Consider the following 26,290-nt stretch of genomic DNA (forward strand, 5'->3'; position numbering starts at 1 on the left):
CGGTGAGAGACTCGCCGGATCACGGACGAGGACATCTTGTTCCCTACGCAGGCCTTAACCTGATCAGGTTCAACGGGATCCGGAACTTTCCGATCTCAGCCTTCGCTTCAAGGCACCCCGACAAGAACGGGCCCGAGTCTAATCAAGAGCGACGGGGAAAGCCACGTTGGCGGCCACACCGCACGACCGCCGGGTCATATTTTCAATGCGGCAACCCCTGTCGCCCCCTTGCCGAACATGTGCCGTCAGGCTGCTTGACCGGCCACCAGACCGCGCATAGCCTTGCCCATCACTTCGCTTCAGGGAAAGACGCACATGCTGCGTAGACTCACGCTGGCACTCGCCGTGACCGCCGCCTCGTCAGGGCTGGCGCTGGCCCAGAACGCACCGCCTGTTTCCGCCCGAACCGACCTGCTCAGCGTCTATCGCCAAGCCGTGGAGAACAACGCCGACCTGGCCGCGGCGCGTGCACAATTCAACGCCGCACAGGAAATCGTGCCCCAGGCACGCGCCGGGCTGCTGCCGAACCTCAGTGCCAATGCCGAAACCAGCAGCACCCGCACCGACGTCGATACGAGTGCCGGGGCGCGCTCGCTCGAGCGCAGCGGCACGGTCTACCAGGCTACGCTAAGCCAACCGATCTTTCGCGCTGACCGCTGGTTTCAACTCCAAGCCGCCGAGGCAGTCAGCGAGCAGGCCGCCATCGAGTATTCCATCGCCGAACAGGACTTGATCCGTTTGACCGCGCAGGCCTACTTCGCCGTGCTGCGCGCGCAGGACACTTTGGCCGCAGCGAAGGCTGAGGAATCAGCCTTTCAACGCCAACTCGACCAGGCAGACGAACGCTTCGACGTGGGGCTTTCCGACCGTACCGATGTGCTTGAGGCACAGGCTGGTTTCGACACCGCCCGCGCGAATCGCCTGCTTGCACAACGCCAGGTGGACGATGCGTTTCAAGCGCTGACCACGCTGACCAATCGCCAATACCTGGCACTTGAAGGCATTGAGCACAGCCTGCCAGTGATGCCGCCCGTACCCAACGACGCCAGCGCATGGGTCGACACGGCCGCACGGCAGAACCTCGATCTGCAAGCGGTCAACCAGGCCGTCGTCGCGGCCGAGGAGACCTTGCGTCAGCGCCGCGCCGGCCACGCGCCGACGGTCGATGCCGTCGCGCAGTACAGCCGCGGCGACAACGACACCCTGGGATTCACCAATACCGGCAGCCCACGTTATACCGGTGACGTCGAGCAGCGCAGCATCGGCCTGCGCTTGAACATTCCGCTTTATAGCGGTGGGCTGACCAGTTCCCAGAGCCGTGAGGCCTATCATCAGCTCTCGCAAACCGAGCAACAGCGCGAGAGCCTACGCCGCCAGGTGGTCGAATCGACGCGCAACCTGCATCGCGCGGTGAACACGGATGTGGAGCAGGTGCAGGCGCGCCGGCAGTCGATCATCTCCAACCAGAGCGCGCTGGAAGCCACCGACATCGGCTATCAGGTCGGCACGCGAAACATCGTCGACGTGCTCGACACCCAGCGCCGGTTGTTCGCGGCGGTTCGCGACTACAACAATGCCCGCTACGACTACATCCTCGACAGCCTGCGCTTGAAACAGGCAGCTGGCACACTCAACCCGGGCGACCTCGAGGACTTGCAACAGTACCTGAAGCCGGACTACGACCCGGACAGCGACTTTCTCCCGCCCGACCTGTCCGAAAACGTCGGCCGCCCGGTACGGATCGACTAATCGACGATAGCGGGCTTGCCCGCCTTGCCCAGCTTGGCTGCCGGCACAAGCTGGGAGTCCAGGCCCGCCAGCAAGCGATCCAGTGCACCCTGATTGTTACGCAACACCTTGAGGCCGGCTGCGCGCGCCTGCTCCGTCCGCTCCTCGTCCCTCCAGAAGGCGTCGACCAGCGCCGCCAGCTCGTGCGCACTGTTGACCTCGCCCAGCGCACCGGCCTCACGCATTTGTGCGGCGATGTCGAGGAAGTTGAACAGGTGCGGGCCCGTCACCACCGGCTTACCCAGCGCGGCGGGCTCGAGCAGGTTGTGCCCACCGGTCGGTACCAGGCTACCGCCGACGAACGCCACATCCGCCAGGGCAAAGAGAAACAACAGTTCGCCCATGGTGTCACCCAGCAGCACCTGCGTCTCACCGTAAGGGGCCTCGCCCTGCGAGCGGCGAACCGTGTTGAAACCCTGTTTGCGGCAAAGCTCGAACACCGAGGCGAAACGCTCCGGATGGCGCGGCACCAGGATCAGCAAAGCGTGCGGATGCTCGGCCAGGAGCTGGCGATGAGCCGCGAGTAGGATTTCATCTTCCCCAGTGTGCGTGCTCGCACCGATCCAAACCGGTCGCACCTGGGCATCCCATTGCTGGCGAAGCTGCGCGGCGCGCACGGGCAGCGCCGGGTCAATGCTGAGGTCGAACTTGATCGATCCCGTCACCTCGACCACAGCGTCGGGGGCACCGAGCTTCCGAAAGCGTGCGGCTTCGGCTTCGGTCTGTACCGCAATCAGGCTCAGCTCGTCCAGCATCGGCGCGGTCAACCGCCCAAGCCGCGCGTAGCCGCGCGCCGAACGCTCCGACAGGCGGGCATTAGCCAGCACCACAGGAATGCCGCGACGTGCGCATTGATGAAGGTGGTTGGGCCAGAGTTCGGTTTCCATCACGACTGCGAGCCGCGGCTTTAACCGATCTAGCAAGCGCGCCGCCGCCCAGGGCAGGTCGTACGGCAGGTAGCAATGCTGCACCGTGTCGCCAAAGAGCGCACGGATCCGCTCCGAACCGGTCGGCGTCATGCAGGTGACTGTGATAGGGAGATGCGGATGACGCGCTTGCAGGGCGCGAATCATCGGCGCTGCGGCGATGCTCTCGCCAACCGACACCGCATGAACCCAGATGCCACCCGGCTGGTAGGCCGGCATATTCAGCGCGAGGCGTTCGCCGATCCGTTTCGAATAGGCCGGAGCCCGGCGAGCACGCCACAGCAGGCGAACCAGGATGACGGGCAGAGCAAGGTGGAACAGGAGCGTATAGAAGGTACGATTCATGACCGCGGAGCTTAGCAAGGCGTCGTGGCGCCGGCCACCGCGTACGAGCGCAGCGCGCCTATCGCTCGGGTGGTGAGAACTTCACGCGCCGCCAACAGCCGAATGAACGGCGCCCGCAGCCAACCGGAGACGTTATGACTGGCTACATCTACCTCGCCATTGCCATCACGGCCGAAGTGATCGCAACCACCTCGATGAAGGCGCTGGCCGGGTTCAGCCGCCCGCTGCCACTGATCCTAGTGATAGCCGGCTACAGCCTGTCGTTCTGGATGCTCAGCCTGGTGGTCAAGACCATTCCGGTGGGGATCGCCTATGCGATCTGGGCCGGGCTGGGCATCGTGCTGGTGAGCCTGGCTGCCGCCTTCATCTACAAGCAAACACTCGACCTGCCGGCAGTGCTCGGCATGGCGCTGATCGTCGCCGGCGTGGTGGTTATCCAGTTATTCTCCAGCAGCACCGGACACTAGCGTTCCGCTGCATGGCCTTCGGCTCGGCTCGAATGCCTCACGCAAGCAGGCGCTATACTGCGCGCCCGATCATTGAACGAGGCGCGTCCATGTCCGAGTCCCTGAGCACCGATATCCTGATCGTCGGCGGTGGCGTTGCCGGCTTGTGGCTGAACGCTCGCTTGCGCCGGCTGGGCTATTCAACGCTGCTGGTGGACCGGGGTGTGCTGGGCGGGGGGCAGAGCGTCAAGTCTCAGGGCATCATTCACGGCGGCACCAAGTACGCGTTGAGCGGCGCGCTGACTGGCGCCTCGGAGGCAATCTCCGACATGCCGCGACGCTGGCGCGAAGCGCTTGAAGGCCTGGGCGGGCTGGATCTGAGCGGCGTTCGCCTGCTATCCGATGCTCATTATTTGTGGTCACCCGGTACCCTGACAGGCAATCTCACCAGCTTCTTCGCCAGCAAGGCCGTACGCTCGCGGGTCGGCCAGGTCAAAGGCGATGAACTGCCCGCCGCACTGCAGCACCCGCGCTTCAAGGGCAAGGTTTACCGGCTCAGCGAACTGGTGTTGGATGTTCCGAGCCTGATCCAGCGCCTGGCGCAGCTTGCCGGCGACGGTCTGCTCAAAGCCGAACACATTGAACCGCTGAAGGAGCATGGCGAACTGACCGGGTTGATGGTCGATGGTCGCGCTATTCGCGCACAGCGCATCGTGCTGACCGCCGGTGCAGGCAACGCCGAGTTGCTAGCCGCACTAGAACTCGAGCAGCCCGCGATGCAAAAGCGGCCGCTGCACATGGTCATTGTCAAAGGGGCCGCGCTGAAGCCGCTCTATGCGCATTGCCTCGGTGGCGGCACCAAGCCGCGCATCACCGTGACCAGCCACCCGGCCGAGGATGGTGAGTGGGTGTGGTACCTGGGCGGTGATCTGGCCGAAGCGGCAGGGGTTGCCCGAGACGAAGCCGCGCAGATTGCGGCAGCACAAAAGGAACTGGCTGAGCTGCTGCCCTGGATCGATCTGTCGGCAGCGAAATGGGCCACCTTGCGCATCGACCGCGCCGAGCCGGCTCAGTCCTCACTCGCGCGGCCGGACAACGCTTTTCTCGCCGAGTCGGGCCGGTTGCTGGTCGGCTGGCCGACGAAGCTTGCACTGTCCCCGGATTTCGCCGATCGCGTCGAGGCCGCGCTTGCGCGAGACGGTATCGAACCGCAACCCCATCCAGCCTTGCCCGCGTTGCCGCGCCCTGAAATCACCAAGCCGTTCTGGGACGGGCTCCTCTGATGACTGCGACCCTGCATCCGTACTATCGCCCGCTCGGCAGCACCGGACTGAACGTCTCTCCGCTGGGCCTGGGCACCGTCAAGCTCGGCCGCGATCAAGGCGTGAAATACCCCAGCGGCTTTCGCATTCCAGACGACGCCCAGGCGCGCCAGTTGCTGGCGCTGGCGCGTGACCTTGGCATCAACCTGATCGACACGGCGCCGGCCTATGGTGTCAGCGAGGAGCGGCTCGGCCCGCTGCTTGCCGGCCAACGCGAGGAATGGGTAATCGTGAGCAAGGCCGGCGAGGAGTTTATCGATGGCCAGTCCCAATTCGACTTCTCACCGGCGCATACACGGCTGTCCGTCGAGCGCAGCCTGACACGATTACGTACCGACCGCATCGAGCTGGTGCTGGTGCATTCGAACGGCAACGACGTAGACATCCTTCGCCACAGCGGGGTGTACGAGACCCTCGCTGACCTCAAGCGCGAAGGCAAGATTCTCGCTTATGGCCTATCCGGCAAGACGGTCGAGGGCGGGCTGTTGGCGCTCGAGCAGGGCGACTGCGCCATGGTTACCTACAATCTCAACGAGCAGGCCGAGCGCCCAGTCATCGACTACGCGCAGGCACACGCCAAGGGCATCCTGGTAAAAAAGGCCCTTGCCAGCGGCCACGCCTGCCTGACGTCGGGCGACGATCCGGTGCGGCTGAGCTTCGAGCAGTTATTCGCGCATCCCGGTGTCGCAGCGGCGATCGTCGGCACCATCAACCCGAAACACTTGTCCGATAACGTGCAAACCGCTGCATCCGTACTAGCCAGACAACAATAAGCACGGCCGAACGAGCCAGGTGAGCAACGCGGAAGACAGGCATCCCCACCGGCTATCAGCCGGCGGCCCCGATGCCCTGTTCCCACCCGATCACCCGGCCTGAACAGCCGCCACTGCCAGGAGGAGCCGAATGCCGCGCGTACTGATCCGCAAGAACCCCACCGCATTCAAGACGCTCCCGTTGCTCGTCGAGGCCAGCCCGGAAGGGTTGCGCTACCAAAGCCTCGGCCGACCGCTCAACTTTGGGGAAATGCTGGAACGGCGGCGCCCCGTCGCCGTCGACGACCCCGCACGTTTCAGCGTCGAACTGGCCAACCTGGGCGTCTCGGTACGCCTGACGCTCGTCTGGCAAGGCAAGGAATACTGGGTATTGGTTCGCCAGCAGCGCGCGGACCGCGGCGATGTGGTCCTTAAACTGATTTCTGGCTACGTACCAGCCCACGAACTGGCCCTGCCGCTACTGACTGCGATTCAGGAGGTTGCGGAGGAATGTCTGCTGGAAACGCCAGAAGGTTGGCTGGCCGGGCGCTTCGGCGACACCTGGCTGCCGGCCCCGTACCTCGGCGCGCTGCATTATCGTGAGGCGGTGCACTTCAACCTTGCGTCACTGTCCGGCTCGGCACGCCCGGTTCAGTGCGGCCAGATGACATTGATGGAGCGCCCGCGCGCCTACGTGCACCTGCCGACCGCGTCACTTCAGCTGGTTTACGACATGCGCCTCGAACTGCCCAAGGAAACCCGCGAGCTGAGCCTGTTCCACGTCGATGAACGCCTCGAAGATGGCAAGCTCGTGGCGCGCCTAGAGCGCCGTCGCCCCGATCTCTATTTGGTGCCATTACAGGATGGGCGGCCGACGCCAGCGCTCTTTACCTTGCTACGGGGCCAGCCGGTACCGGCGGCAACGCGAGGCCTCTGGCTATCGGAAAGCTTCGCCGGGCAGGATGACTGGGTGGTGCGCGCCGAGCGCACGAGCTGGCGCGACTGGGTCAACTCGCTCGCCGCGCCAAGGTGAGCGCCGAGCAGTGTCAGCGCGTGCGGATCTTCTCGACGATTGCCGTGGTGGAACTGTTCTCGACCAGGCCCAAAACCCGCACCTCACCGCCATAGGCCGTGACCAGATCGGCCCCAACGACCTGATCGATGCCGTAATCGCCGCCCTTGACCAACACGTCAGGGCGCACTTTAGCAAGCAGGTTCTCGGGCGTGTCTTCGGCAAAGCAAACCACCCAGTCCACCGCGCCAAGCCCCGCCAGAACTGCCATGCGTCGATCCACGGAATTGATCGGGCGCCCGGGCCCCTTCAGGCGGCTGACCGATCCGTCGTCGTTAACCGCGACGACCAGGCGATCACCCTGAGCACGCGCTTGCTCCAGGTAGGTCACGTGACCGGCATGCAAAATGTCGAAGCAGCCATTGGTGAACACGATTTTTTCGCCGTCGGCGCGTGCATCCTCGATAGCGGTCAGCAATTGCTCCAGCGTCATCACACCCCGTTCGGAACCTTCCTCGCGCTGCACCGCGCGACGCAGCTCGGGGGTACTGATGCATGCTGTGCCCAGCTTGCCAACCACAATGCCCGCGGCCAGGTTGGCGAGCGCCACAGCCTGAGGCAACTCCTCACCCGCCGCCAGCGCCGCGGCCAAGGTGGAAATCACCGTATCGCCCGCGCCGGTAACATCGAACACCTCCCGGGCGCGAGCCGGCAGGTGCAATGGTGAATGATCGGGGCGCAGCAGCGTCATGCCGTGCTCTCCGCGCGTAACCAGCAGAGCGCCCAGCTCGAGCGCATGCATGAGCTCCGCGCCCTTGGCGACCAGCTCCGCCTCATCGGCACAAGGCCCGACGATCGCCTCGAACTCGCCGAGGTTGGGCGTGATGACCGACGCCCCCCGGTATATCTCGAAATCCTTGCCCTTCGGGTCGGCGAGCACCGGGATGCCACGCGCTCGCGCTGCCTTGATCAGCGCCTGATGATTACGCAGCGCACCCTTGCCGTAGTCAGACAGGATCAATACTTTGACGCCGTCGAGCAGCCGCTCAACCTCCGCCAGTAGCGCGCCGGCATCCGTGGCGAAGGGCTCCTCGAAGTCCATCCGCAACAACTGCTGATGACGGCTCATGACACGAAGTTTGATGATGGTGGGCTGATCTTCGATCGATTGAAAATGCGCCCGGACGCCCGCTGCCGCCAGACTGTCATGCAGACTCTGCCGCGCCTCGTCCACTCCGGTTACGCCCACCAACGACGCCGGCGCTCCCAACGCCGCAATGTTGAGCGCCACATTGGCCGCGCCACCCGGCCGATCCTCGACCTGATCAACCCGAACCACCGGCACCGGCGCCTCCGGCGATATCCGTGAGGTACCGCCATGCCAGTATCGATCGAGCATGACATCGCCAACCACCAGAACAGCGGCTTGGTCGAAACGGGGCATGGAGAGTTTCATGGGGGCTCCGGGTCAGAATCAGCGTCAGATTTTAAAGGATATAGCAGCGGCCGACTTGCTGGGAGACGCGGCTGCGAACGTTCCGCACCTCACCATCACTGGTTTGACTAGGGTGTAACGCTTGTTTCCTGAAAATCGGTGGCATGCAACCGAGCATATGCGCCATTGGCCTCAAGCAACTCGCTGTGGGTGCCTCGCTCCACGATACGGCCATCTTCCATCACTAAAATGAGATCTGCCTTTTCGATGGTGCTCAAACGATGAGCAATCACCAGCGTAGTCCGGCCTTTCACGACATGATCAAGCGCGCCCTGAATGTGGCGCTCCGATTCGGTATCGAGCGCAGAGGTCGCCTCATCGAGAATTAGCACCGGCGCATCTTTGAGCAAAGCACGAGCAATCGCTAGTCGCTGACGTTGTCCACCTGACAGCAGTACACCATTCTCGCCAACTAGCGTGTCGTACCCCTCCGGCATTTTCTCGATGAACTCATTTGCATAGGCATCGGCAGCAGCACGCTGGATGTCGTCGAGCGGCGCGCCGGCTAGGTCGCCGTATGCGATGTTGTTGGCGACGGTGTCGTTGAAGAGCGTGACATGCTGCGTAACGAGCGCAATGTGGCGACGCAAGTTACGCAATTGATACTGCTCGATTTCTAGCCCATCCAAAAGAATCTGGCCGTACTCGTGGTGATAGAAGCGTGGAATGAGGTTGGCCAGGGTCGATTTGCCGCTTCCTGAACGGCCAACCAGCGCAACCATTTGACCCGGCTCGACCTTAAACGAAACATCCGAAAGCACCGGCTTCTCTGAGCCCGGATACACAAAGCTCAGACCGCGCACTTCGAGCCGGCCGCTAATACGCTCTCGGCTTGCAGTGCCATCGTCACGTTCGGGCGCTTCGTCCAGCTGCTCGAAGATGCTTTCCGCCCCCGCTACGCCTTTCTGAATTGTGGAGCTGACTTCTGACAACTGCCGAATTGGTTTGGGAAGTAGCCCCGCCAGCGTGATATAGGCAACGAGATCACCAGCCGAAGCGTCCCCCCGGAGCAACAGCACCAGGAACATCAGCATAGCCATGGCGCTGTAGATCACCAATTGCAGGCTGGGTGTATAGATAGCATTCGTCTTGACCATGCGAAGCTGCTTGGCAGTGTTCTCCTGGCTGGCGCCAAGAAACCTACCTTGCTCATAGCTCTCGCCGCCAAAACTGCGCACCACGCGATAACCCTGAATGGTTTCGGATGCAACATGGGTCACATCGCCCATCGCCGTCTGGATCTTCTTGCTCTGCTTGCGGAATTTCTTGCTGGCGCTGGCAACCATAACTCCAATCACCGGCAGGATAGCTACCATCACCAACGTTAGCTTCCAGTTCATCCAAAGCAGCGTGGCGAAGAGAAACACTACCGTCATTCCTTCCCGAACAACTACCTTAATGGCATCGGTAGCGGCCCCGGTGACCATGGTCACGTTGTAGGTGATTCGAGAAATGAGATGCCCTGAATTATTACTGTCGAAATACCGATTGGGCAGTGTAAGCAGGTTATTGAACAACGCCACCCGCAGATCATGAACCAGCCCCAGCGAGACCTTTGCGAGAAAATAATTACCGAGGAACGACCCAGCCCCTTGTATCAAAGCGATCAGCACGATCAGCATCGGCACCGCCTGAAGCAGCTTCAGCTCGGCCAGCCAAGCGTAGTCCTGCAGCCGAGGAACCTCGGCGAAAAGGCTAGCGTCCGGGTTATTCAATCCGTCGACAAAAAACTTCAGCATGTAGCCCAGCATCGGCTGGGTAGAAGCGAAGAGCAAAAAGCCCAGAAGGCTAATGGCGAAGAGGCCCCAATATGGCGCCACGTAGCGCAGCAATCGTAGATAAACCTTAAAACTAGATTGCTGGGTAGAATTGGCCATTCGGCGAGCCCTATGAACAGCTAGAGGAAAAGATGCGGATTGTATCAGCGGACGAACTTGAATACTGGCTGGCCCATGGGCAGGTCATTGAAAGAGACGCACGCGGGCCCAAGGTTATCGCGCTTGCCGAAGGAGACCTGCTTAAGATTTTCCACACTCGCAAACATCCATTGCTGGCTCGTTATTCACCACCCGCTCAGGTATTCGCAGGGAATTGCGCGCGCTTACTTGAGCTTGGTGTGGCAGCCCCGGTTGTTACTGAGACTTTCTGGCTAAACCGGTCGGTCGGATTGAGCGGTTGCCTGTACGAACCCCTGCCAGGCCGCTCACTGGATGCTTTGATTCAGCAGCCGGGCTTTCTGGCGGCCACCTTAGCGCCCTTGGCCGATTTCATCCTGGATTTGCATCGGAAAGGTATCTACTTCAGGTCGCTGCATCTCGGCAACATTCTCGAGGTCGAGAGCGAGCGTTTCGGACTTATTGATGTGCTGGACCTGCAGTTCCGGCGCGCGCCGCTGAACAGGCGGCACGTGGAACGCAATTTCATACATTTGCGCAGCTACCTGCAGCGTCGGAAAATCGAGTTTCCATTTGACCAACTTCTTGAGATCTATGCTCAGCGGGCTGGCATGAAGGACTTCAGTCTTTCCTAACGCGTGGAGCCTGAAACACTGAGCGGAACATTGGCGCCAGCAGCTCGCTACCGCGCAAGCTTAGGTGGTCGTCATCATAGTAGAGCGGTTTATCGTCAATCGCGCCGGGGCAATATCCAGCCTTACACAACAACGGGACCGGGTCGAGCAGCTGCACTTTACAGGCATCGCGTGCCTCGTCCTGGACGCCCCGAACGAACCCGTGGCGTTCGTCATATCGCTGCATCTCGATACCTATTTCACGTTTACGGCCGATGAGAATGTCGCGGGCCAAAGCGTTAGGTACGTTGACCGGCATTTCTGGAACAGGCCTGACAACGTAAAGCGGACGGGTTTTGGCAATGCTGCAAACAGTTTCCAAATATTGCTGGCGAAACTCCTGCAGATACGCCTCGGCAGGCTCATTGTAGAGATGGCTGAAGTAGTACTCGGGTCGTCCGCCCAGTGGGTCTGCCTCCCCTGGCGAGTCGCCAAATACGTAAGCAGAGGTACGTAAAACGAGAATTGCTGGGACTTGAGGGTGAATGCCCGGCAAATCCTTGGCCACCCAGTCCTGCACCGCCTGGCATGCCTTCCCCGTATCGCCGTCCTTGCGGGCACCAAACACTACCAAACAGCCGGCATGACCACGGAATAGCACGCTTCCCTCTCCGTTGGCGCTAGCGGCCGCCTGAACGACGTCTGCCACAGCACCGGCATGGCTATCACCAATCAAAACGGCCCGAACCGGACCGGAGCCGAACACACATGTTTCGTCACCTTCTGTGCAGGCTGTCAGACGTTCTGGATGACTGCTTTTTTCCTGCTCCATCCGCGCGACAGCCTCAGGAAGGCGATAAGGGAAGTCGTGTTTACGGATGACCTGTGCCGCGACGGAGGTCGCCATAACAAGCGCTACAAGCGTAACAATCGACCTGGGCCGTCCATACACCCCCAGATGATGCCTACCCGGCTCCTCGATGAAACGGAACGAAAGATGGCCCATCACACAAGCACAGGCGATGCCTGCCAGCACCCAGCCAACCGAGTCACTTCGCTCGAAATAGGCAAGGATCACTACTACAGGCCAATGCCAAAGGTATATCGAATAAGATCTGTCGCCGATCCATTGCATTGGGTAGAAGGTAAGTGCTCCACAATGAGAATTGGCGGCAATAATTAGAACCGCCGCTCCCACCGGCAGCAGGGACCAGGGCAAAGGCCATGACAGGCTTGAGTCGAACTGCAGCACGGAGGCGCCAAGCATAAATAGGCCCAGCCAGCAAAGCGCTGGCCGTGAAGTGGAAGCCCGCGCGCTCGTGCTCCAAGCGTAGACCAGCCCCCCGGCAGCCATTTGCCATGCACGGCTCGAAAGGGTGAAAAAGGCCTTCTCCGGTTCGTTGAAGCTAAGCCAGGCAGACCAGCACAACGACCCGAAAAAAATCATCAAGACAGCAAGCATCAACCATCTGATGCCGAACATGCGCGAGACTGCCAGGAGAATGAGCGGGTAAAGAAGATAAAACTGCCATTCGACCGATAGCGACCAGGTGTGCAACAGCCACTTCTGCTCTGAAGCTGCGTCGAAGTAACCGGCTTCTCCGAGATACCGGAGATTGGAAGAAAAGAGGACGCTGTCTCGTGCATGTTTTCCGAGCGTCTGGTACTCCGATGGCATGAGTAGAAACCACCCCAGCACTAGAACACCAATGGCCACCACGAGCAAAGCGGGGATGATGCGGCGGGCACGAGCAAGATAGAACGAAAGTATTGAAAAGTTCGACTCACTCACGCCACGCACGATGATTCCTGTCATCAGGAACCCGGAGATAACGAAGAACACGTCGACTCCGATGAACCCACCTGCGGCCCAACTAAATCCGAAGTGATATAGCACTACAGCCAGCACAGCCAGAGCGCGTAGCCCGTTGATATCGCTCCGAAAGCCGCTCCGCAAAGCCATCACATCTGATGTCCAAATGGGCCGCGAACGAATGCCGCTCCGTGGGAAGATCTCACTGGCATTTCCCTCACTCCCGGGAATTCAAAATGAAACGCTGGGGAGAGAAACGCAAGGTGAGCAACAATGGCAACCAGAAAGCAAACCACTCGATAGTTGGCCGAATCAGCGGAAGCCGACCATTGGTGGAGAGGCAACCTATACCGAATACAAACCAGAATATAAAAATGCCCGTGGCTGCCGGCAAAGCATCCCTGCGTACGAACACCGCCCAGAGCAGCGCCACTGCTAACGCCCCACCTAAAAGACCGCCAACACGAACAATCTCGATAAAGCTGGAGTGGGAATGCGTAACTACGACCCCCGGGCGGATCATGATATCGGCATCTCTACCGAATCCCTGGCCGATTAAAATGTCGCTTTCGATCTGGCTGAAGGCGGCGGACCAGATATCCATCCTGTAGTTGGGTTGCGCGAAACGCTCGGCGAGCGGGCCGGCAAGATCGAACAGCACCAAGCCAACGGCTGCAAAGAATATAAGGCTGGCCCATAGCACCAGATCTTCCCGAGCTCGCCGATAAAGAGACATCAAGGCCAGAACGCCCCCCAAGGCAACGAGTGGGCCACGGCTTTTCGTCAGCAGGATCATTACGAAACACAGAAGCATCAGAATGACGAGTAACACCTGCTTGCCACGCGCGGATACCGGGAATCGCCACCAAGCGATAAGCACCGTCAAACCTAAAACGATCGCAGAAGAAATAGGGTTATCGTCGCCCCATCCCGCCATTTTTTCAAACGAGAAACGCCCCAGCGCTAAGTTAGCTGAATTGTCTAACCGGCCGAACAAGGCTATGGCATAAACCACCGCTGCAGCAGCGCCTACGACCAGCAACCAGTTCAGCACGTGATCTACAGTAATATCCTGTCGCGCCGCTGCATCTATCACCAAAAGCAAGCACATCAGATACATCGAGTACTTCAATGCATCATCTATCGTCGATGTACCAGACCAGAGCGACGTGGCAGACATGTAAATAAGGAAGGCGCCTAGGGTGATCAACTCAACGGACTTAAGCCGATAAAGTTCGAGCAAGCGAGGTACGAGAAGCAACCCTGGTATACCGACCAGCAGATAAAACAGGGTTTTTTGGCCGCTTGAATCCAGAAAATAGAAAGCTGCCAGGTATAGAAAAAGCCCGGCAATCGCCCAGCGATCCAACCCGGTACAAAGTATTTTCTTGACACGTCCAATTTTGGGTGAGGATGGCAGATAAGGCTGTTCAGTCATCTCGGAGCAGTTCCCGCTGCGGGCAAGCGATGGGGCAAAAAATGAGTCTCAACGTCCAGCCCCGCAAGCAGACGCTCAAGGTGCTCGACTGTACTTGTAAGACCTGCGATTCCATTGGCGAGATGATATTCAGCGAAGGCTCGAGCCTTGAGAGCAGAGGCGTTTGGCTCAAGGGCGCGAACGCGTTCCGATAGTAGCTCAATGTTCTCGATGCGCGGCCCGAAGTAGGCAGCCTGAGAGAAGATGTCCTTTTGCGCCCCGACGGCGACGTAAAGAACCGGGCGCCCGGCCAACGCCGCCTCGATCACCGCGTTCGACATGATGTTCACCACGACTCTTGATCTCGCCAGCGCCTGCGCCAGTGAAACCTCGGCAGACAAGACCTCGACATGATCTAGCTCTGACGCAGCCTTACGCCAGAAGACGCCCCGACTACGTGGGTGCAATTTAACCATCACGTGATAATCGGGATTCCCGCGCGACCATTCGCGCAGCAACGCATAGGTCTTCTGAAAGTCAGGCTGCTTCTCTTTATCCGGCCCGACACCCAGAACCAACAGCGCCTTTAGCGTAGGGTCTGCCGCAGGCAGGTCGTAGGCCTGATCAACCATGTGTGATCCGGATAAAACGACTCGTGTATCACCGAATCGAAGCCGCCGCGCCTTGAGGGCGTCCAGCGAGCTTCGTCCGAACGCGAAGTAGTAGTCATAGTCGTTCATCCCGAGGCGCCGTGAAGCCTCGACCGTCGTGGCGTGAGCTAGGTGGACAAGGAGGCGTTTTCGACGATTCAAGGAAAGCCTGAGGAACGGACTGTACAAGCTGCCGTTGCGGTCATTCAACAAAATGCTCGGCTGATACCGCTCGACTAGCCACTCGGCATAAGCTGCGTAGCCGAAGTAGCGCATTGGTACAGGTTCCGGAGGTCTGACCAGCTTCCGGTCAGCCAATATCTCAGCGGCAATAGGCAGTGCGGTCTCGGTCAAGTCATGCCCGCGGCCTCGAAGGGCTTCCATGAAGCGCTGCTTTCGTCTGTAACTTATTACCTTTTGTGAGGATTGCAGCAGCAGAAACCGACATGGCTCGGTTACGACCGTCGGACTCAGCAACTGCTGGGCCCGGACGCCAAACAGCCAATCGATCAATGCGTCACGCGCGAAACGAAGCGCGCTGCCCAAAGGCCCGTGCCGCTCGCGCAGCAGATACCAACGATATCGGTCTAAAGCCTTGGCTTTGGCCCGCCAGCAAGAACCTTCAGTCTCATTCGACACCGGGTAACCTCAGCGAAAGGCCTGAACGAAAGGCAATGTCCAGAAACATTGCCGCGCGCTTGAATCAGAAAAACGCGTCGTCAGCGCGTGCTTCAGGGCGGCTGTTTTTCCATCGCCGCCGCCGGAGCTGAGTGCAACTAAAGCAGCGGCCAGAGATCGATAATCGCCTAGAGGAAAAAGCTGACCTCCTTGCTCTACTACTTCTCGCCCGCCACCGCAATCGGTACAAACCACTGGCAAGTCTGCGGCCATTGCTTCAAGCAGCACCATGCCGAAGGGCTCGTGGTCTGACGTCAGTGCAAAAACGTCGAACGCCCTGAAATATCGGCGGCCATTATCTATTTGGCCAAGGAAGCGAATCCGTTCCGTTAAGCCAAGTTCTGCCGCGAGCGCTTTCAACGCCGACTCAAGCGGGCCGCTGCCCATGACGGCCAGCAGGCAGCCCGAGGGAAGCTCAGGCAAGGCCTGCGCAAAGCCGCGAATAAGCGTCGCCTGATCCTTGTCGCGATGGAGCCGGCCAACGTTCCCTACGATCCAGGGATCAGCGGGTAGGCCCAAATAAGCCCGAGCTGATGAGCGGTCTACCAGCTCGGCTTGCACTGCGGGAAGGTTGATGCGGTTGTAGAGCGTCTGGATGCGGTCGCCTGGCCAGCCGGGTAAACATGCCCTAATGTCATCGCGAACAGCGTCGGAAACGCCCAGCAATAATAGGCGCTTGCGAAAGCGGTTGATGAATAGACGTCGAGAAAGCCGATCATAATCGCCAAATGCATGATGCACGCTGATAACGGGCAACGAGGTACCAAGCAGAGCGACGTAGGTCGGCTTTGACCGATGAGTTATACAAAAAACAAAATGGTGGCTTAAAGCGATGCGTCTAATCTTTCGGACCGCAGCCAGCTTCAGGCCACGTACCGCTTTGCTGTCGTACCCTAGAAACAACACCTCATCGGAGGCCGAACCGCGCGTAACCTCGTCGCTCGGAGCTCCGGTCAGGTAGACGGTACACACTTTATAGGGCGTGCCTGCAAAAAGTGCGGCGTACTGACGTGCGCAATCCAGAAACGGGCCCTCGTAGCCGTGACAGAGCTGCAGCACCCATTTTTCAGAAGCTGTCATACCAGCCCTTTTCGTCCTTGACCACGAGGATATCTTCCATGATCAAGTACTGCAGGTCGGAGCCATAGAACATATCTAACGCATCAGTGGGCGAGCAAACCATAGGCTCGCCGCGACGATTCAGGGAGGTATTCAGCGAAACACCATTGCCCGTCAGCTTTTCCAATTCGAGCATCAAATCATACCAGCGTGGATTGTGTCGGCGCTCCAGAACCTGCGCACGCGACGTGCCGTCCTCGTGCACCACTTCCCCTACACGCTCTTTCCAGCCTTCGTTGACTTCGAACGTGAACGTCATGAAAGGGCTAGGATGGTCGACCTTCAGCATCTGCGATGCCACGGTGTCGAGCATCGATGGACAGAATGGTCGCCAGCGCTCACGGAACTTGATCTGCTCGTTAATACGATCGGCTACGCCTGGGACACTTGGACACCCGATGATTGACCGGCCGCCAAGCGCTCGTGGGCCAAATTCCATACGCCCCTGGAACCAGGCTACAGGGTTGCCGTCGACCATGATCTTTGCAATACGCTCTGCGGTGTCGGTTATACGTTTAAATGCAGGCTTGTTCGGATGCCGAGCGCACGCGGCGATGACATCTTCATTCGTGTAAGACGGCCCGAGATAGACGTGCTCCATCTTCTCGACAGGGACGCCATGTTGATGAGAAACATACGCGGCGGCACCAACTGCTGTGCCAGCGTCCCCGGACGCGGGTTGCACGAAAAGCTCCTCGACCTCATCCCGAGCAATGATTTTCTGGTTGAGTTTGACGTTCAATGCGCAGCCGCCAGCAAATGCAATTTTTCCGGTCTGCTTGATGATGTCCCCAAGATAGTAATCCATCATCTGCAATGCGAGCTTTTCAAACAGTGCTTGCATGGCAGCGGCATAGTGGATGTAAGGATCATCGGCCACATCGCCTTCTCGCTTTGGGCCCAGCCATTCGATCAACTTGGGTGAGAAGTAAAAGCCCTTTCCCTTTTCCTTGTATCGGCGGAAGCCGATAACGTTGGCGTATTCGGTATTGATGGTCAGCTCACCATTCTCGAATTTGGCCAACCGGGAGAAATCGTATTTAGCCGCGTCACCATAAGGCGCCATGCCCATGACTTTGAACTCGCCATCGAGCATCTCGAAACCGAGAAATTCCGTAATCGCGCCGTAAAGCCCACCTAGGGAGTCTGGATCGTAGAATTCCTTGATCTTGTGAATCTTGCCGTTTTCGCCATAGCCGAAAAAGGTTGTCGCATATTCACCTTTCCCATCTATACCAAGGATGGCAGTTTTTCCCTGGAAACCCGAGCAGTGATAAGCACTTGACGCATGCGCAAGATGGTGCTCGACCGATTGGATCTTAACTTTCTTCAAGTCGAACCCGAGCTGTTGCAGGCACCACTCGATGCGTTTTTTGTACCGGTGATAGCGCCGATTACCCATCAGGATGGCGTCGAGCGCACGGTCCGGCGCGTACCAGTAACGCTTGGCATAATGCCAGCGCGCCTTCTCAAAGATGCTGATCGGAGCGAAGGGAATAGCAACCACGTCGACATCGGACGGCTTGATACCCGCTTGCTCTAGACAGAACTTGGCGGACTCGTAGGGCATGCGATTCTTGGCATGCTTATCTCGTACAAAGCGCTCTTCTTCTACGGCTGCAATTAGCTTGCCGTTGATATACAGGGCTGCGGAAGGATCATGACTGAGTGCGCCAGAAAGGCCGAGTATCGTCAATGCCACGGTAGTGCCTCTTAATTTTCTATATGGGTGCCGGGCACCGCGGGTAAGCGTTGGTCAAGCAGCCGATGCAGCGCGCTATCAGAAGGCCAATTGCGAAGGAAGCGTGCCCGGTCGCGGGCGTAAGCCCGAGAGAAACTTGCATCGCCTCGATGCTGCCGAACGGAGTCCAAATCAATCAACATCCAGCGCCCTTTTTCCCAGAAAATATTGTGCCCCTTCAAATCCCCATGACTGATTCGCTCACGAATCAACGCAGCGAACAATCTATCGAGAGCGAGCAATTCACATTCTGGTGGAGCCCCGTCCAAGTGGGGCTGGAAGCGGGCAATTATATCGTCTCCAGTCAGTAGTTCGGTAACCAACCACGCTCGGCCACGCATCCATAGCCAACGCTGCTCTTTCATCGCGAGCGGCCGCGGTGTGGGAACTCCTAGAAAGTTGAGCCGATTACCCTCTACCCAACTATGCCAAGCACGGCTGGGCCGCCAGAAACGTTTCAGCCAATGCACCGGGCTTTTGATGTTGTATCGTTTGATCAGTACAGCCCGCTCACAGAGCTCGACACGCGCAACCGTCGCACTCCCGCCATTTTTGTAGAGCTGACCCGACTCGATCAGTTGATCTGGATCGGGTTCGAGCTCACTCAGCAGGTCAGCTTCTTCACGTCGTGCCGCCAGTGCTCTAAAAGGCCCGATGCTGACTTGAAACAGGCTGCAGTCGCGCACTGTCTTTTTAAGATAGTCATCTAGCCGCCAGGAGCGTCGTATTCTTGTTTCACGAAGCAGCGTTTCAAGGGGCAGTGCATGCGTGTTGTTGGCCATTAGATAAGGAACGAGCATGTCTTCCAGAAACGGCTCAAGCGCAGCAGGCAGCTGTGCAAAGAAAACCCCTAGATTCTTTAGAACAAGATTTCGCGATAGCGGTTTTCCTGGCTCTTGCGCTTTCACACCCCCGCCATCGACCACATGCAGAATACCTTGAGAGACGATAAAGTTTTCGAGGTGGAGGTCGTCCTGCCAGAGGCCGCGCAAGTGCATCTCTGCGATCAACGTGAGCGCGTTACTGAGAACTGAGTGTTGACCTACAGAAAGCGGAGCTTCGGCCTCCACTGCCCGCCAGCTATCCCATAGGCTCTGAGAACCTTCGAGGAAATCGAATAGCAACCATCCTCCCTGGCCGGCAACACAACCACTCGAGAGCAGCGCTGGTGTCGGCATCTGCTGGTTGACTAAAAGCGCGGCGCCGTCACGCTCTCGGATGAAGTTTTTCTCGGCCTTGCCGCCGACCATCAGCTTTGCCAACACCAGCCGGCCGTCAAAGTTTGCGCGACAAACGTACCGCTGCGCAGGAAGCACACGTAGCCAACGTTCAACTTCAAGCACGCATGTTTCGCCCAAATCGACAGTTAACGGCAGTCCAGGCTCGCGTCCTGCGCTTGCTAGATCAGAGAGCTTCATGCGCGATACCGACAGCTGTTGCGCAAAGCCGTCTTTCCAATGCGCGCGTGCCAGCAAACCATCGCCCGCTCTGAACCGAATATCGAGCCAGGGTGATCGAACGCTGGGTCTTCGATCATGATGAAGATGGTCATTCTCGCCCCAGAAAATAAGACGTTATCTGGCGGATTCGTTGCTTATCTTTGCTATTCAGCCTACTGCGCTGAACATATTGAAGATAGAAGCGCAAACGTTGAGTTCTTGTCAGCTGGTACTTCGCGACCTTGTCCAGGCACGCCAGGTCCTTGACAATCCGACGGGTCAGAAAAGGCCCATGCCAGAACGAGCCCGTGGGGCAGTCGATGAGAAACAGCCGCTGCTGCTCATCCACCAGCAGATTTCGCCATTTGAGGTCGTTATGCGCGAATCGGTGCAGGTGAAGCATTCGCGTCGCCTCGGCGATCTGCCGGCTGACAACGTTGACCCATTGCCTGTCGCCGAGACGCGGGTCGTTCGATGACGCCAGCTGCGCCAGATCTTGCGTGCCGGGTAACTCCCGGGTGATCAAGGCACCACGCCCAAACGAAGCGCCGTTTCGCTCCAGGCCATAAGCAACAAGCGGGGCGGTAGGAATACCCCAGCGTTTAAAAAGCTTCAGGTTCTGCCATTCAGCTTTGACGCGTGGCCTTCCGAGATAGCGACGCAAGCCTTTGCCTGCACCTGTATAACGTTTGACATAGTAATGAATGCCGCCGCGCTCGATACGGATAACCTCTGATAGCGGGTCGCCGCTTATACGCTCGCCAGTGAGCGCGAATACTGCGTCCAGGCTGCCGAAATCCCTGGCCAACTCTTCGTCCTGAGCTGACTCCAATACCCAACAACCGGCCATCAGTACTGACGCTCAAATCGATCAAGCACCTTCGGGATGCGCCAGATAGGCACAAATGGCCGCCAGCAGTACCGACCCGCAATCTTTACGCTGACCAGCGGGGCGATTACTTCATTCCGAGGATCGAAACCCGGCCGCCATACGAACGCCTTGTTGCGCCGCGTTATGGTGACCGTTGGAAGCCCGATGAGCGAGGCGAGATGACCACCGCCCGAGTCATTACTAATAACCGCCTGCCGACTCGCCAGATGATTCAACAACTCACCGACGGTTGGAAAAGACCGCACCGGGAAAGACGTTACATGAGTAGCGATTTTCTCTTTTTCTGCGGGCAGGCACAGAAAGTCTACCTCCCAGCCTCTACTCCGAAGCCGTTGACCTAACCAGACAAAGCCGCGCAATGAATAATTTTTGCGAGGCTCCGGCGTTGTCGGGAATATCGAGACGGACCGGGACCCACCCCGTTCACGTGCAACCTTGACTTCAACTTGCCTATCACAGCCAAGCCCGAACGCACTTTTGGCGTAGTCATCAACCCACTGGGCCATGTTCTTACCCGTCCGTGAGTCAAGACAGAACGGACGGGACGCATCGGGATAGACCTGGCCGCACACCTCAGTATTTTGGGGGCTCAACCCTAGAGTCTTAGGCAGTTTTTTTGCTGAGACGATCGCAACATTACGGCTGGCGATCGCCTTATCACCAGCCGAAACACGGTTAAGCCATCCGACGTAGCTGATTACCAGATCGAACGCAGAGGCCAGGTCTATAAGATCCACCGCATCGCTTGTACGGATGTCCATCCACGGAAAATGAGGCTGAGTGGATTGGGCAAGCGAAGAAAACAAGGTGACCTGAGCGCCATTACTACAAAAAATCCAAGCGAGGCGTATATAAAGCGTGACGTCGCCCAGGGCCGGGCATGGAACGATTGCTACTTGCCGACCTGCAAATGACTCGACTGAGCATGACCCCTGGGGGTGGACTCGACTCACAATGCCCCTCCATAACGCAGTTTGCGGCCGTACAGGCGCTGCGCCTTACGCTCAAGACGGGACAACAATGCGGCCTCCTCCTTAAGGATGATGCGCAATGGTTGACGAAAGTAAGCGCTTATAAAACGCAGCTTATCCCGCTCAGTCAACCCGATAGCCAAAGACGAGAAGTACAACCCCGCCAGATCCTTGTCGCGCCAGCGCCGCGGTGTTTCGCTACGAACCTGCGCACGATGCAGATCAATCACTGAAAGTCTGAAATCCTGCGCCTTGACGGGCTTGTCCGTATGCAACAAAAAGTGGCAGATATAGCAGTCGCGATGATTGACACCGGCGCGATGCATCGTGCCGGTCATGTGAGCAACTTCTGCGATCAGCGCTCGTTTGAGCACGGGGTCCGGAGGATTTTCCAGCCAGCCAGCCGAGTAGTCTTCAAGGCTGACCGTAGGTGCCAATTCCTCGGTGATGATGAACGAATGCTGGCTGGCCGGGTTGCTGCCGCGCTCACCGTAGGCTACGGCGGTCATGGTCGGTACGCCGACCTGATGCAGGCGCTCCAGCGCGCGCCACTCCTGCCCGGCACCGAGTACCGGCAGCTTGGCGGTGCTCAGATTCTTGAAAATCTCGCCCCAGCCTATGCCACGATGGATTTTGACGAAGTAACCGCGGCCGTCCACCTCGGTGCGCAGGGTGCGCCGCGCTTCGAGCTCGCGATAGACCTGCCCGTCCAGCCGTTCCACCGCCTCGAAGGGGTCACGGCCGGCCCAGCGCGAGCGGAAGGGCTCACCAAGAACAAGCTTCATGCGCGCTCCGCCAGAATCACGTCAGCCGCGCGCTCGGGCATGCTGTAGAGGTCGGCCGTATCCGCATAGGCCAGAGCGTTGCGCGCCCAGCGGCTACGCTGCACGTCGTCGGCGAGCATGTCGGCGAGCGTCCGGTCGAGACTGGCCTGCTGGTAGGGGCTGGGCACCACCTGGCCAGCGTCAGCATCGGCGATGTAGTGGGCGTATCCGCAGACATCCGTGACCAGTACAGGAAGGCCAGCGACGAGCGCCTCCAGCAGCACGGTGCCGGTGTTTTCGTTGTAGGCGGGATGGATCAGCAGATCCGCCCCAAGCAGAAACCGCGGTATATCGCTGCGCCCCTTTAAAAACTCCACCTGGCTGGCAATCCCCAACGTACGTGCCTGTAGCTGGAACGGCTTGGGGTCGTCCTGACCAATGACGAACAGACGGGTCCGCCGCTTCAGCTCGCGTGGCAATGCCGCCAAGGCCTTGAGGCTGCGGTCGACGCCCTTGGTCTTAAAGCCTGAGCCAATCTGCACCAGCAGCAACTCGTCGCTGCCCAGTTCGAACTCGTCGCGAAATGCTTGGCGCATCGCCGAAGCATTCGCTGGCGCGCGCCGGTCTTGGGCAATACCGGGCGGCAAGAGGTGAAAGCGTTCCAGCGGGGTCGCGTAGTGCTTGATGAACAGCGGCTGCTGGACCTCGGAAATCATCAATATCTCGGTATTGGACCGCGGCTCGAACACCGCACGCTCGTATTCAGCGAAATGCTTATAGCGGCCCCACCGCCGATAGATCGGGTTACGCAGCGTCTGCGCCTTGTCTTCGAAACAGGGGTCGGCGGCGTAATACACGTCAAGCCCGGGCATCTTGTTGAAACCGATCACCCGATCCACCGGCCTCTGGGCCAGATCCGCCTCGACCCATGCGGTGAAGCGCTCGTTGCGGGTGTGGTTGAACAGCGCTTTGACCGGCGCGATCAATACGTCGAAACCGTCCGGCTGATCGCCTTCCCAGATCATTGCATAGACGCGAATCTGGTGGCCGCGACGCTGGCATTCCAGCGCGATACGCATGAAGTCGCGCTGCAATCCGCCAAAAGGAAAATACTTGTAGAGAATGAAAGCCAGCTGCATCAGGCTGTCTCCGACGACCGCAACAGGGCCTTGAGTTCGCTGGCGACGCGCTCAGCTGGCAGCGCGTCGAAGCAGGGTTTGTGGCGGTCACCCTTGCCGGCGTTCGGCCCGGGTGCGCAAAGGTGGACCTGAGATCGCCCGTAGGCGCCGACGCGGCCCGGCAGGGTCGGGCCGTAGAGCGAGAGGCTCGGTACGTCTAGCGCTGCAGCGAGGTGGCCGAGGCCCGTGTCCACCGCGACGCACGCTCGGGCTCCGGCAATGACTTTGGCAATGCCCCCCAGGTTGAGCCGCGGCAATACCGAAACACCGGGCAGCCCGTCGGCAATTTGCTCGGCTCGGGCCTGTTCCTCGGCGTTGCCCCAGGGCAACCGGATGGCCCAGCCGAACTCGACCATGCGCTCGGCCAGCTCGCGCCAGTTACGCTCAGGCCAATGCTTGCTCGACCAAGTGGTGCCATGCAGGAACAACAGGTACGGCTGCTCGCCGGGACAGGCGAGCTGGCTACGATCCAAACCGTAGTCGCCGATCGTCTGGGGTGATGCATAGCCCAGAGCCTGGGCAAAAAGTTGACGGACGCGCTCGAGGGCGTGCTGGTCGCGCGGTACGGCGTAGCGACGATCGTAGAAACGTGCGGCCATCGGCTCGCGTGCAGAGTCCCGATCCAGGCCCGCGACCGGCGCCGCGACGTGGCGCGTCAGAAACGCGCTCTTGATTAACCCTTGGGCGTCGATCACCAGGTCGTAACGGGCTTCCCCCAAGCGCGCCTTGAAGCGCTTCCACTCACCCGAGCGCCAGGTGCGCAGCGGGTGTTGGCGCCAGCGGCGAATGGCAACCGGAATGACCTGAGCCACAGCTGGGTGCCAGGCCGGGATCTCGGCGAACCCCTCCTCCACCACCCAATCGAACTGGATGCCCGGCAATGCGCGCGCGGCATCGGTCAGCGCCGGAAGGGTGTGAACCACATCGCCCAGCGAAGAGGTCTTGACCAGCAGCACCCTCACTCAGCGCACCTCGACCGACTGCGGCGTCAGGCGCTCCAGCGCCTCGATGACTGCACGGGGCTTGAGGTCGCGCATGCAGTTATTGTGACCAAAACGGCAGGTGCGTTCGAAACAGGGGCTGCAATCGAGCCCGAGGCGTACGATTTCGACGTGGTCGGACAGCGGCGGGGTAAACGCAGGGGAAGTCGAACCGTAGACGGTAACCAGAGGTCGTCCCAGCGCCGCGGCCACGTGCATCAGCCCGGAATCGTTGGAAACCACCGCATCGGCGCAAGAAAGCAGGTCGATGGCTTCGGCCAGACTCGTTTCACCCGCGAGGTTCTGAGCCTCCTCGCGCAACCCAGGAATCAGTCCCGTCAGAATTTCCTCGCCCACGGCGTGGTCATTCTTCGAACCGAACAGCCATACCTGCCAACCTTCGCGAATTCTCGCCTCGGCGACCTTGGCAAAGTACTCGGCCGGCCAGCGCTTGGACTCACCGAACTCGGCACCAGGGCAGAGGGCCAGCACCGGTCGATCGAGCGCCAGGCCGAACCGCACCAAGGCTGCGTCACGACTCTGCTCGACGATTTTCAGCGAGGGCTTGGGATAAGGCTTGGGCAGTTCGGCGCCGGGTTCGTAGGCCAGCGCCATGAACCGCTCGATCATCAGCGGATAGCGCTGCTTGTCCAACTTACGGATATCGTTGAGCAGGCCGAAGCGCATTTCGCCGCGCCAGCCAGTCCGCTTCGGGATGCCTGCGAAAAATGGCACCAGCGCCGATTTGAGCGAGTTGGGTAAAAGAATGGCCTGATCATATTGGCCACGCAGGCCTTGTGCGATGCTGCGCCGCGTCGCCATATCGAGCACGCCATGCCCGACAGGAAAGCTCAGCGCCTCACGAACCTCGGGCATCCGTTCAAGGATCGGCCGGCTCCACTCCGGCGCCAGCACGTCGATCTGGCAATCGGCGTAGCGCTGTTTCAGGCAGGCGAACAACGTCTGCGCCATTACCATGTCGCCGACCCAACTGGGACCCACGATGAGGATATTCATAATCAAAGCCGCTTGAGGCAAAAGGCTGGAGGTTGCACAGAGAAGCGTCTCGCCAGCCCCCAGCCCAGGGCCTTCAACCTACCAGCGTCCGCCAGGCGGCGTGCGCGTCGGTCTTGCCGGAGACGAGATCGAAATACGCCTTCTGGACGCGCTCGGTCACTGGGCCACGGCGGCCGATGCCGATGCTGCGGCCATCGACTTCGCGAATCGGCGTGACTTCGGCAGCCGTGCCGGTGAAGAAGGCCTCGTCGGCGATGTAGACCTCATCGCGGGTGATACGCTTCTCGACCACTTTGATACCCAGCTCGTCGGCCAGGGTCAGCACAGTGGCGCGGGTGATGCCGTTGAGGCACGCAGTGACCTCGGGGGTATAGATCACGCCATCCTTGATGATGAAGATGTTTTCGCCCGAGCCCTCGGCCACGTAGCCTTCCGGGTCGAGCATCAAGGCTTCGTCAGCGCCGCCAGAGATGGCTTCCTGCAGGGCCAGCATCGAGTTGATGTAGGCACCGTTGGACTTGGCGCGGGTCATGCTGATGTTGACGTGGTGACGGGTAAAGGAGCTGGTGCGAACCTTGATGCCCTTTTCCAGCGCCTCGTCGCCCATGTAGGCGCCCCAGTGCCAGGCTGCGACGATCACGTGCACTTTCAGGCCGCTGGCGCGCAGGCCCATGCCTTCAGATCCGTAGAAGACCATCGGACGGATGTAGGCGCTTTCCAGGTTATTTTCGCGAACGGCGGCGCGGGTGGCCTCGTTAATTTCTTCCTTCGAATACGGCATCTTCATGTTCATGATGTGCGCCGAATCGAACAGGCGATCGGTGTGCGCCTGCAGACGGAAGATTGCGGTGCCGGCCGGCGTGTCGTAGGCGCGCACGCCTTCGAAAACGCCCATGCCGTAATGCAGGGTGTGAGTCAGCACATGGGTGGTCGCGTCGCGCCACTGAACCAGCTCACCGTCATACCAGATCACGCCATCACGATCGGCCATCGACATTGTTGCCACCTCGGAATTCGATAAATGCTGTTTGCAGAC

Annotated in this window: 22 protein-coding genes and 1 riboswitch; of the genes, 6 read left to right on the forward strand and 16 right to left on the reverse strand. The window is 59.5% G+C overall.

The annotated features are described in order from the left end of the window. Window positions 1-23 precede the first annotated feature (23 nt). Window positions 24-130, reverse strand: a riboswitch (TPP riboswitch). Window positions 131-315: 185 nt separating this feature from the next. Then, window positions 316-1,749, forward strand: a complete 1,434-nt coding sequence (locus KXR72_RS16410; RefSeq protein WP_437422162.1) for a TolC family outer membrane protein — start codon at window positions 316-318, stop codon at window positions 1,747-1,749. Here KXR72_RS16410 and waaA read toward each other — a convergent pair. Next, the gene (gene waaA, locus KXR72_RS16415) at window positions 1,746-3,059 is read right to left on the reverse strand and encodes a lipid IV(A) 3-deoxy-D-manno-octulosonic acid transferase (RefSeq protein ID WP_437422163.1); all 1,314 of its coding nucleotides are present in this window, start codon (window positions 3,057-3,059) and stop codon (window positions 1,746-1,748) included. The genes KXR72_RS16410 and waaA overlap by 4 nt on opposite strands. Window positions 3,060-3,193: 134 nt before the next feature. On the opposite strand from waaA, the gene KXR72_RS16420 reads away from it, so the two are divergent. The 4 genes from KXR72_RS16420 to KXR72_RS16435 all read left to right on the forward strand — a co-directional run bounded on the left by KXR72_RS16420 (window position 3,194) and on the right by KXR72_RS16435 (window position 6,612). Beyond that, on the forward strand, window positions 3,194-3,526 hold the full coding sequence (locus tag KXR72_RS16420; RefSeq protein WP_437422164.1) for a DMT family transporter: 333 nt from the start codon (window positions 3,194-3,196) through the stop codon (window positions 3,524-3,526). An 89-nt stretch (window positions 3,527-3,615) separates the two neighbouring features. After that, complete coding sequence (locus KXR72_RS16425) at window positions 3,616-4,788, forward strand: FAD-dependent oxidoreductase (RefSeq protein WP_437422165.1); 1,173 nt, start codon at window positions 3,616-3,618, stop codon at window positions 4,786-4,788. Next, window positions 4,788-5,600, forward strand: a complete 813-nt coding sequence (locus KXR72_RS16430; RefSeq protein ID WP_437422166.1) for an aldo/keto reductase — start codon at window positions 4,788-4,790, stop codon at window positions 5,598-5,600. Before KXR72_RS16425 ends, KXR72_RS16430 begins: the two co-directional genes overlap by 1 nt. A gap of 130 nt (window positions 5,601-5,730) precedes the next feature. Further along, window positions 5,731-6,612, forward strand: coding sequence for a metal ABC transporter ATPase (locus tag KXR72_RS16435; protein ID WP_437422167.1), 882 nt, complete (start codon window positions 5,731-5,733; stop codon window positions 6,610-6,612). Between the two features lie 13 nt (window positions 6,613-6,625). On the opposite strand, the gene hldE is transcribed toward KXR72_RS16435, so the two are convergent. Then, window positions 6,626-8,047, reverse strand: a complete 1,422-nt coding sequence (hldE, locus tag KXR72_RS16440; RefSeq protein ID WP_437422168.1) for a bifunctional D-glycero-beta-D-manno-heptose-7-phosphate kinase/D-glycero-beta-D-manno-heptose 1-phosphate adenylyltransferase HldE — start codon at window positions 8,045-8,047, stop codon at window positions 6,626-6,628. A 107-nt stretch (window positions 8,048-8,154) separates the two neighbouring features. Further along, a complete protein-coding gene (gene msbA / locus KXR72_RS16445; protein WP_437422169.1) occupies window positions 8,155-9,963 on the reverse strand; it encodes a lipid A export permease/ATP-binding protein MsbA in 1,809 nt (602 codons plus the stop codon). 32 nt (window positions 9,964-9,995) lie between these two features. Here msbA and KXR72_RS16450 point away from each other — a divergent pair, with 32 nt between their 5' ends. Next, window positions 9,996-10,616 carry a toluene tolerance protein gene (locus tag KXR72_RS16450; RefSeq protein WP_437422170.1) on the forward strand — a complete coding sequence of 207 codons (621 nt, stop codon included), beginning with the start codon at window positions 9,996-9,998 and terminating at the stop codon, window positions 10,614-10,616. Here KXR72_RS16450 and KXR72_RS16455 read toward each other — a convergent pair. From KXR72_RS16455 to ilvE, 13 genes are all read right to left on the reverse strand, one after another. Beyond that, window positions 10,603-12,558 carry an acyltransferase family protein gene (locus KXR72_RS16455; protein ID WP_437422171.1) on the reverse strand — a complete coding sequence of 652 codons (1,956 nt, stop codon included), beginning with the start codon at window positions 12,556-12,558 and terminating at the stop codon, window positions 10,603-10,605. The genes KXR72_RS16450 and KXR72_RS16455 overlap by 14 nt on opposite strands. Before the next feature lie 67 nt (window positions 12,559-12,625). Further along, window positions 12,626-13,846, reverse strand: a complete 1,221-nt coding sequence (locus tag KXR72_RS16460) for an O-antigen ligase family protein (RefSeq protein WP_437422172.1) — start codon at window positions 13,844-13,846, stop codon at window positions 12,626-12,628. Further along, the gene (locus KXR72_RS16465) at window positions 13,843-15,114 is read right to left on the reverse strand and encodes a capsule biosynthesis protein (RefSeq protein WP_437422173.1); all 1,272 of its coding nucleotides are present in this window, start codon (window positions 15,112-15,114) and stop codon (window positions 13,843-13,845) included. The genes KXR72_RS16460 and KXR72_RS16465 overlap by 4 nt, the downstream gene beginning before the upstream one ends. A gap of 9 nt (window positions 15,115-15,123) precedes the next feature. Next, window positions 15,124-16,233, reverse strand: coding sequence for a glycosyltransferase (locus KXR72_RS16470; RefSeq protein ID WP_437422174.1), 1,110 nt, complete (start codon window positions 16,231-16,233; stop codon window positions 15,124-15,126). Further along, window positions 16,220-17,974, reverse strand: coding sequence for a carbamoyltransferase family protein (locus KXR72_RS16475; RefSeq protein WP_437422175.1), 1,755 nt, complete (start codon window positions 17,972-17,974; stop codon window positions 16,220-16,222). Before KXR72_RS16475 ends, KXR72_RS16470 begins: the two co-directional genes overlap by 14 nt. A gap of 11 nt (window positions 17,975-17,985) precedes the next feature. Beyond that, a complete protein-coding gene (locus tag KXR72_RS16480; RefSeq protein ID WP_437422176.1) occupies window positions 17,986-19,431 on the reverse strand; it encodes a lipopolysaccharide kinase InaA family protein in 1,446 nt (481 codons plus the stop codon). 130 nt (window positions 19,432-19,561) lie between these two features. After that, window positions 19,562-20,302: a lipopolysaccharide kinase InaA family protein gene (locus KXR72_RS16485; protein ID WP_437422177.1), complete on the reverse strand. Its 741-nt coding sequence runs from the start codon at window positions 20,300-20,302 to the stop codon at window positions 19,562-19,564. Further along, window positions 20,302-21,297 (reverse strand): glycosyltransferase family 9 protein, encoded by a 996-nt coding sequence (locus tag KXR72_RS16490; protein ID WP_437422178.1) that lies wholly within the window; start codon window positions 21,295-21,297, stop codon window positions 20,302-20,304. The genes KXR72_RS16485 and KXR72_RS16490 overlap by 1 nt, the downstream gene beginning before the upstream one ends. Next, window positions 21,294-22,100 (reverse strand): lipopolysaccharide core heptose(I) kinase RfaP, encoded by an 807-nt coding sequence (rfaP, locus tag KXR72_RS16495; protein ID WP_437422179.1) that lies wholly within the window; start codon window positions 22,098-22,100, stop codon window positions 21,294-21,296. Before rfaP ends, KXR72_RS16490 begins: the two co-directional genes overlap by 4 nt. Beyond that, window positions 22,097-23,218 (reverse strand): glycosyltransferase family 4 protein, encoded by a 1,122-nt coding sequence (locus tag KXR72_RS16500; protein ID WP_437422180.1) that lies wholly within the window; start codon window positions 23,216-23,218, stop codon window positions 22,097-22,099. The genes rfaP and KXR72_RS16500 overlap by 4 nt, the downstream gene beginning before the upstream one ends. Further along, on the reverse strand, window positions 23,218-24,219 hold the full coding sequence (gene waaC, locus KXR72_RS16505; protein WP_437422181.1) for a lipopolysaccharide heptosyltransferase I: 1,002 nt from the start codon (window positions 24,217-24,219) through the stop codon (window positions 23,218-23,220). Before waaC ends, KXR72_RS16500 begins: the two co-directional genes overlap by 1 nt. After that, the gene (gene waaF / locus KXR72_RS16510; RefSeq protein WP_437422182.1) at window positions 24,220-25,254 is read right to left on the reverse strand and encodes a lipopolysaccharide heptosyltransferase II; all 1,035 of its coding nucleotides are present in this window, start codon (window positions 25,252-25,254) and stop codon (window positions 24,220-24,222) included. Between the two features lie 73 nt (window positions 25,255-25,327). Continuing rightward, on the reverse strand, window positions 25,328-26,251 hold the full coding sequence (gene ilvE / locus KXR72_RS16515) for a branched-chain-amino-acid transaminase (protein WP_437422183.1): 924 nt from the start codon (window positions 26,249-26,251) through the stop codon (window positions 25,328-25,330). Window positions 26,252-26,290 lie beyond the last annotated feature (39 nt).

The sequence above is a fragment of the Stutzerimonas chloritidismutans genome, from assembly GCF_051486945.1.
In the GTDB taxonomy this organism is placed as follows: domain Bacteria; phylum Pseudomonadota; class Gammaproteobacteria; order Pseudomonadales; family Pseudomonadaceae; genus Stutzerimonas; species Stutzerimonas chloritidismutans_B.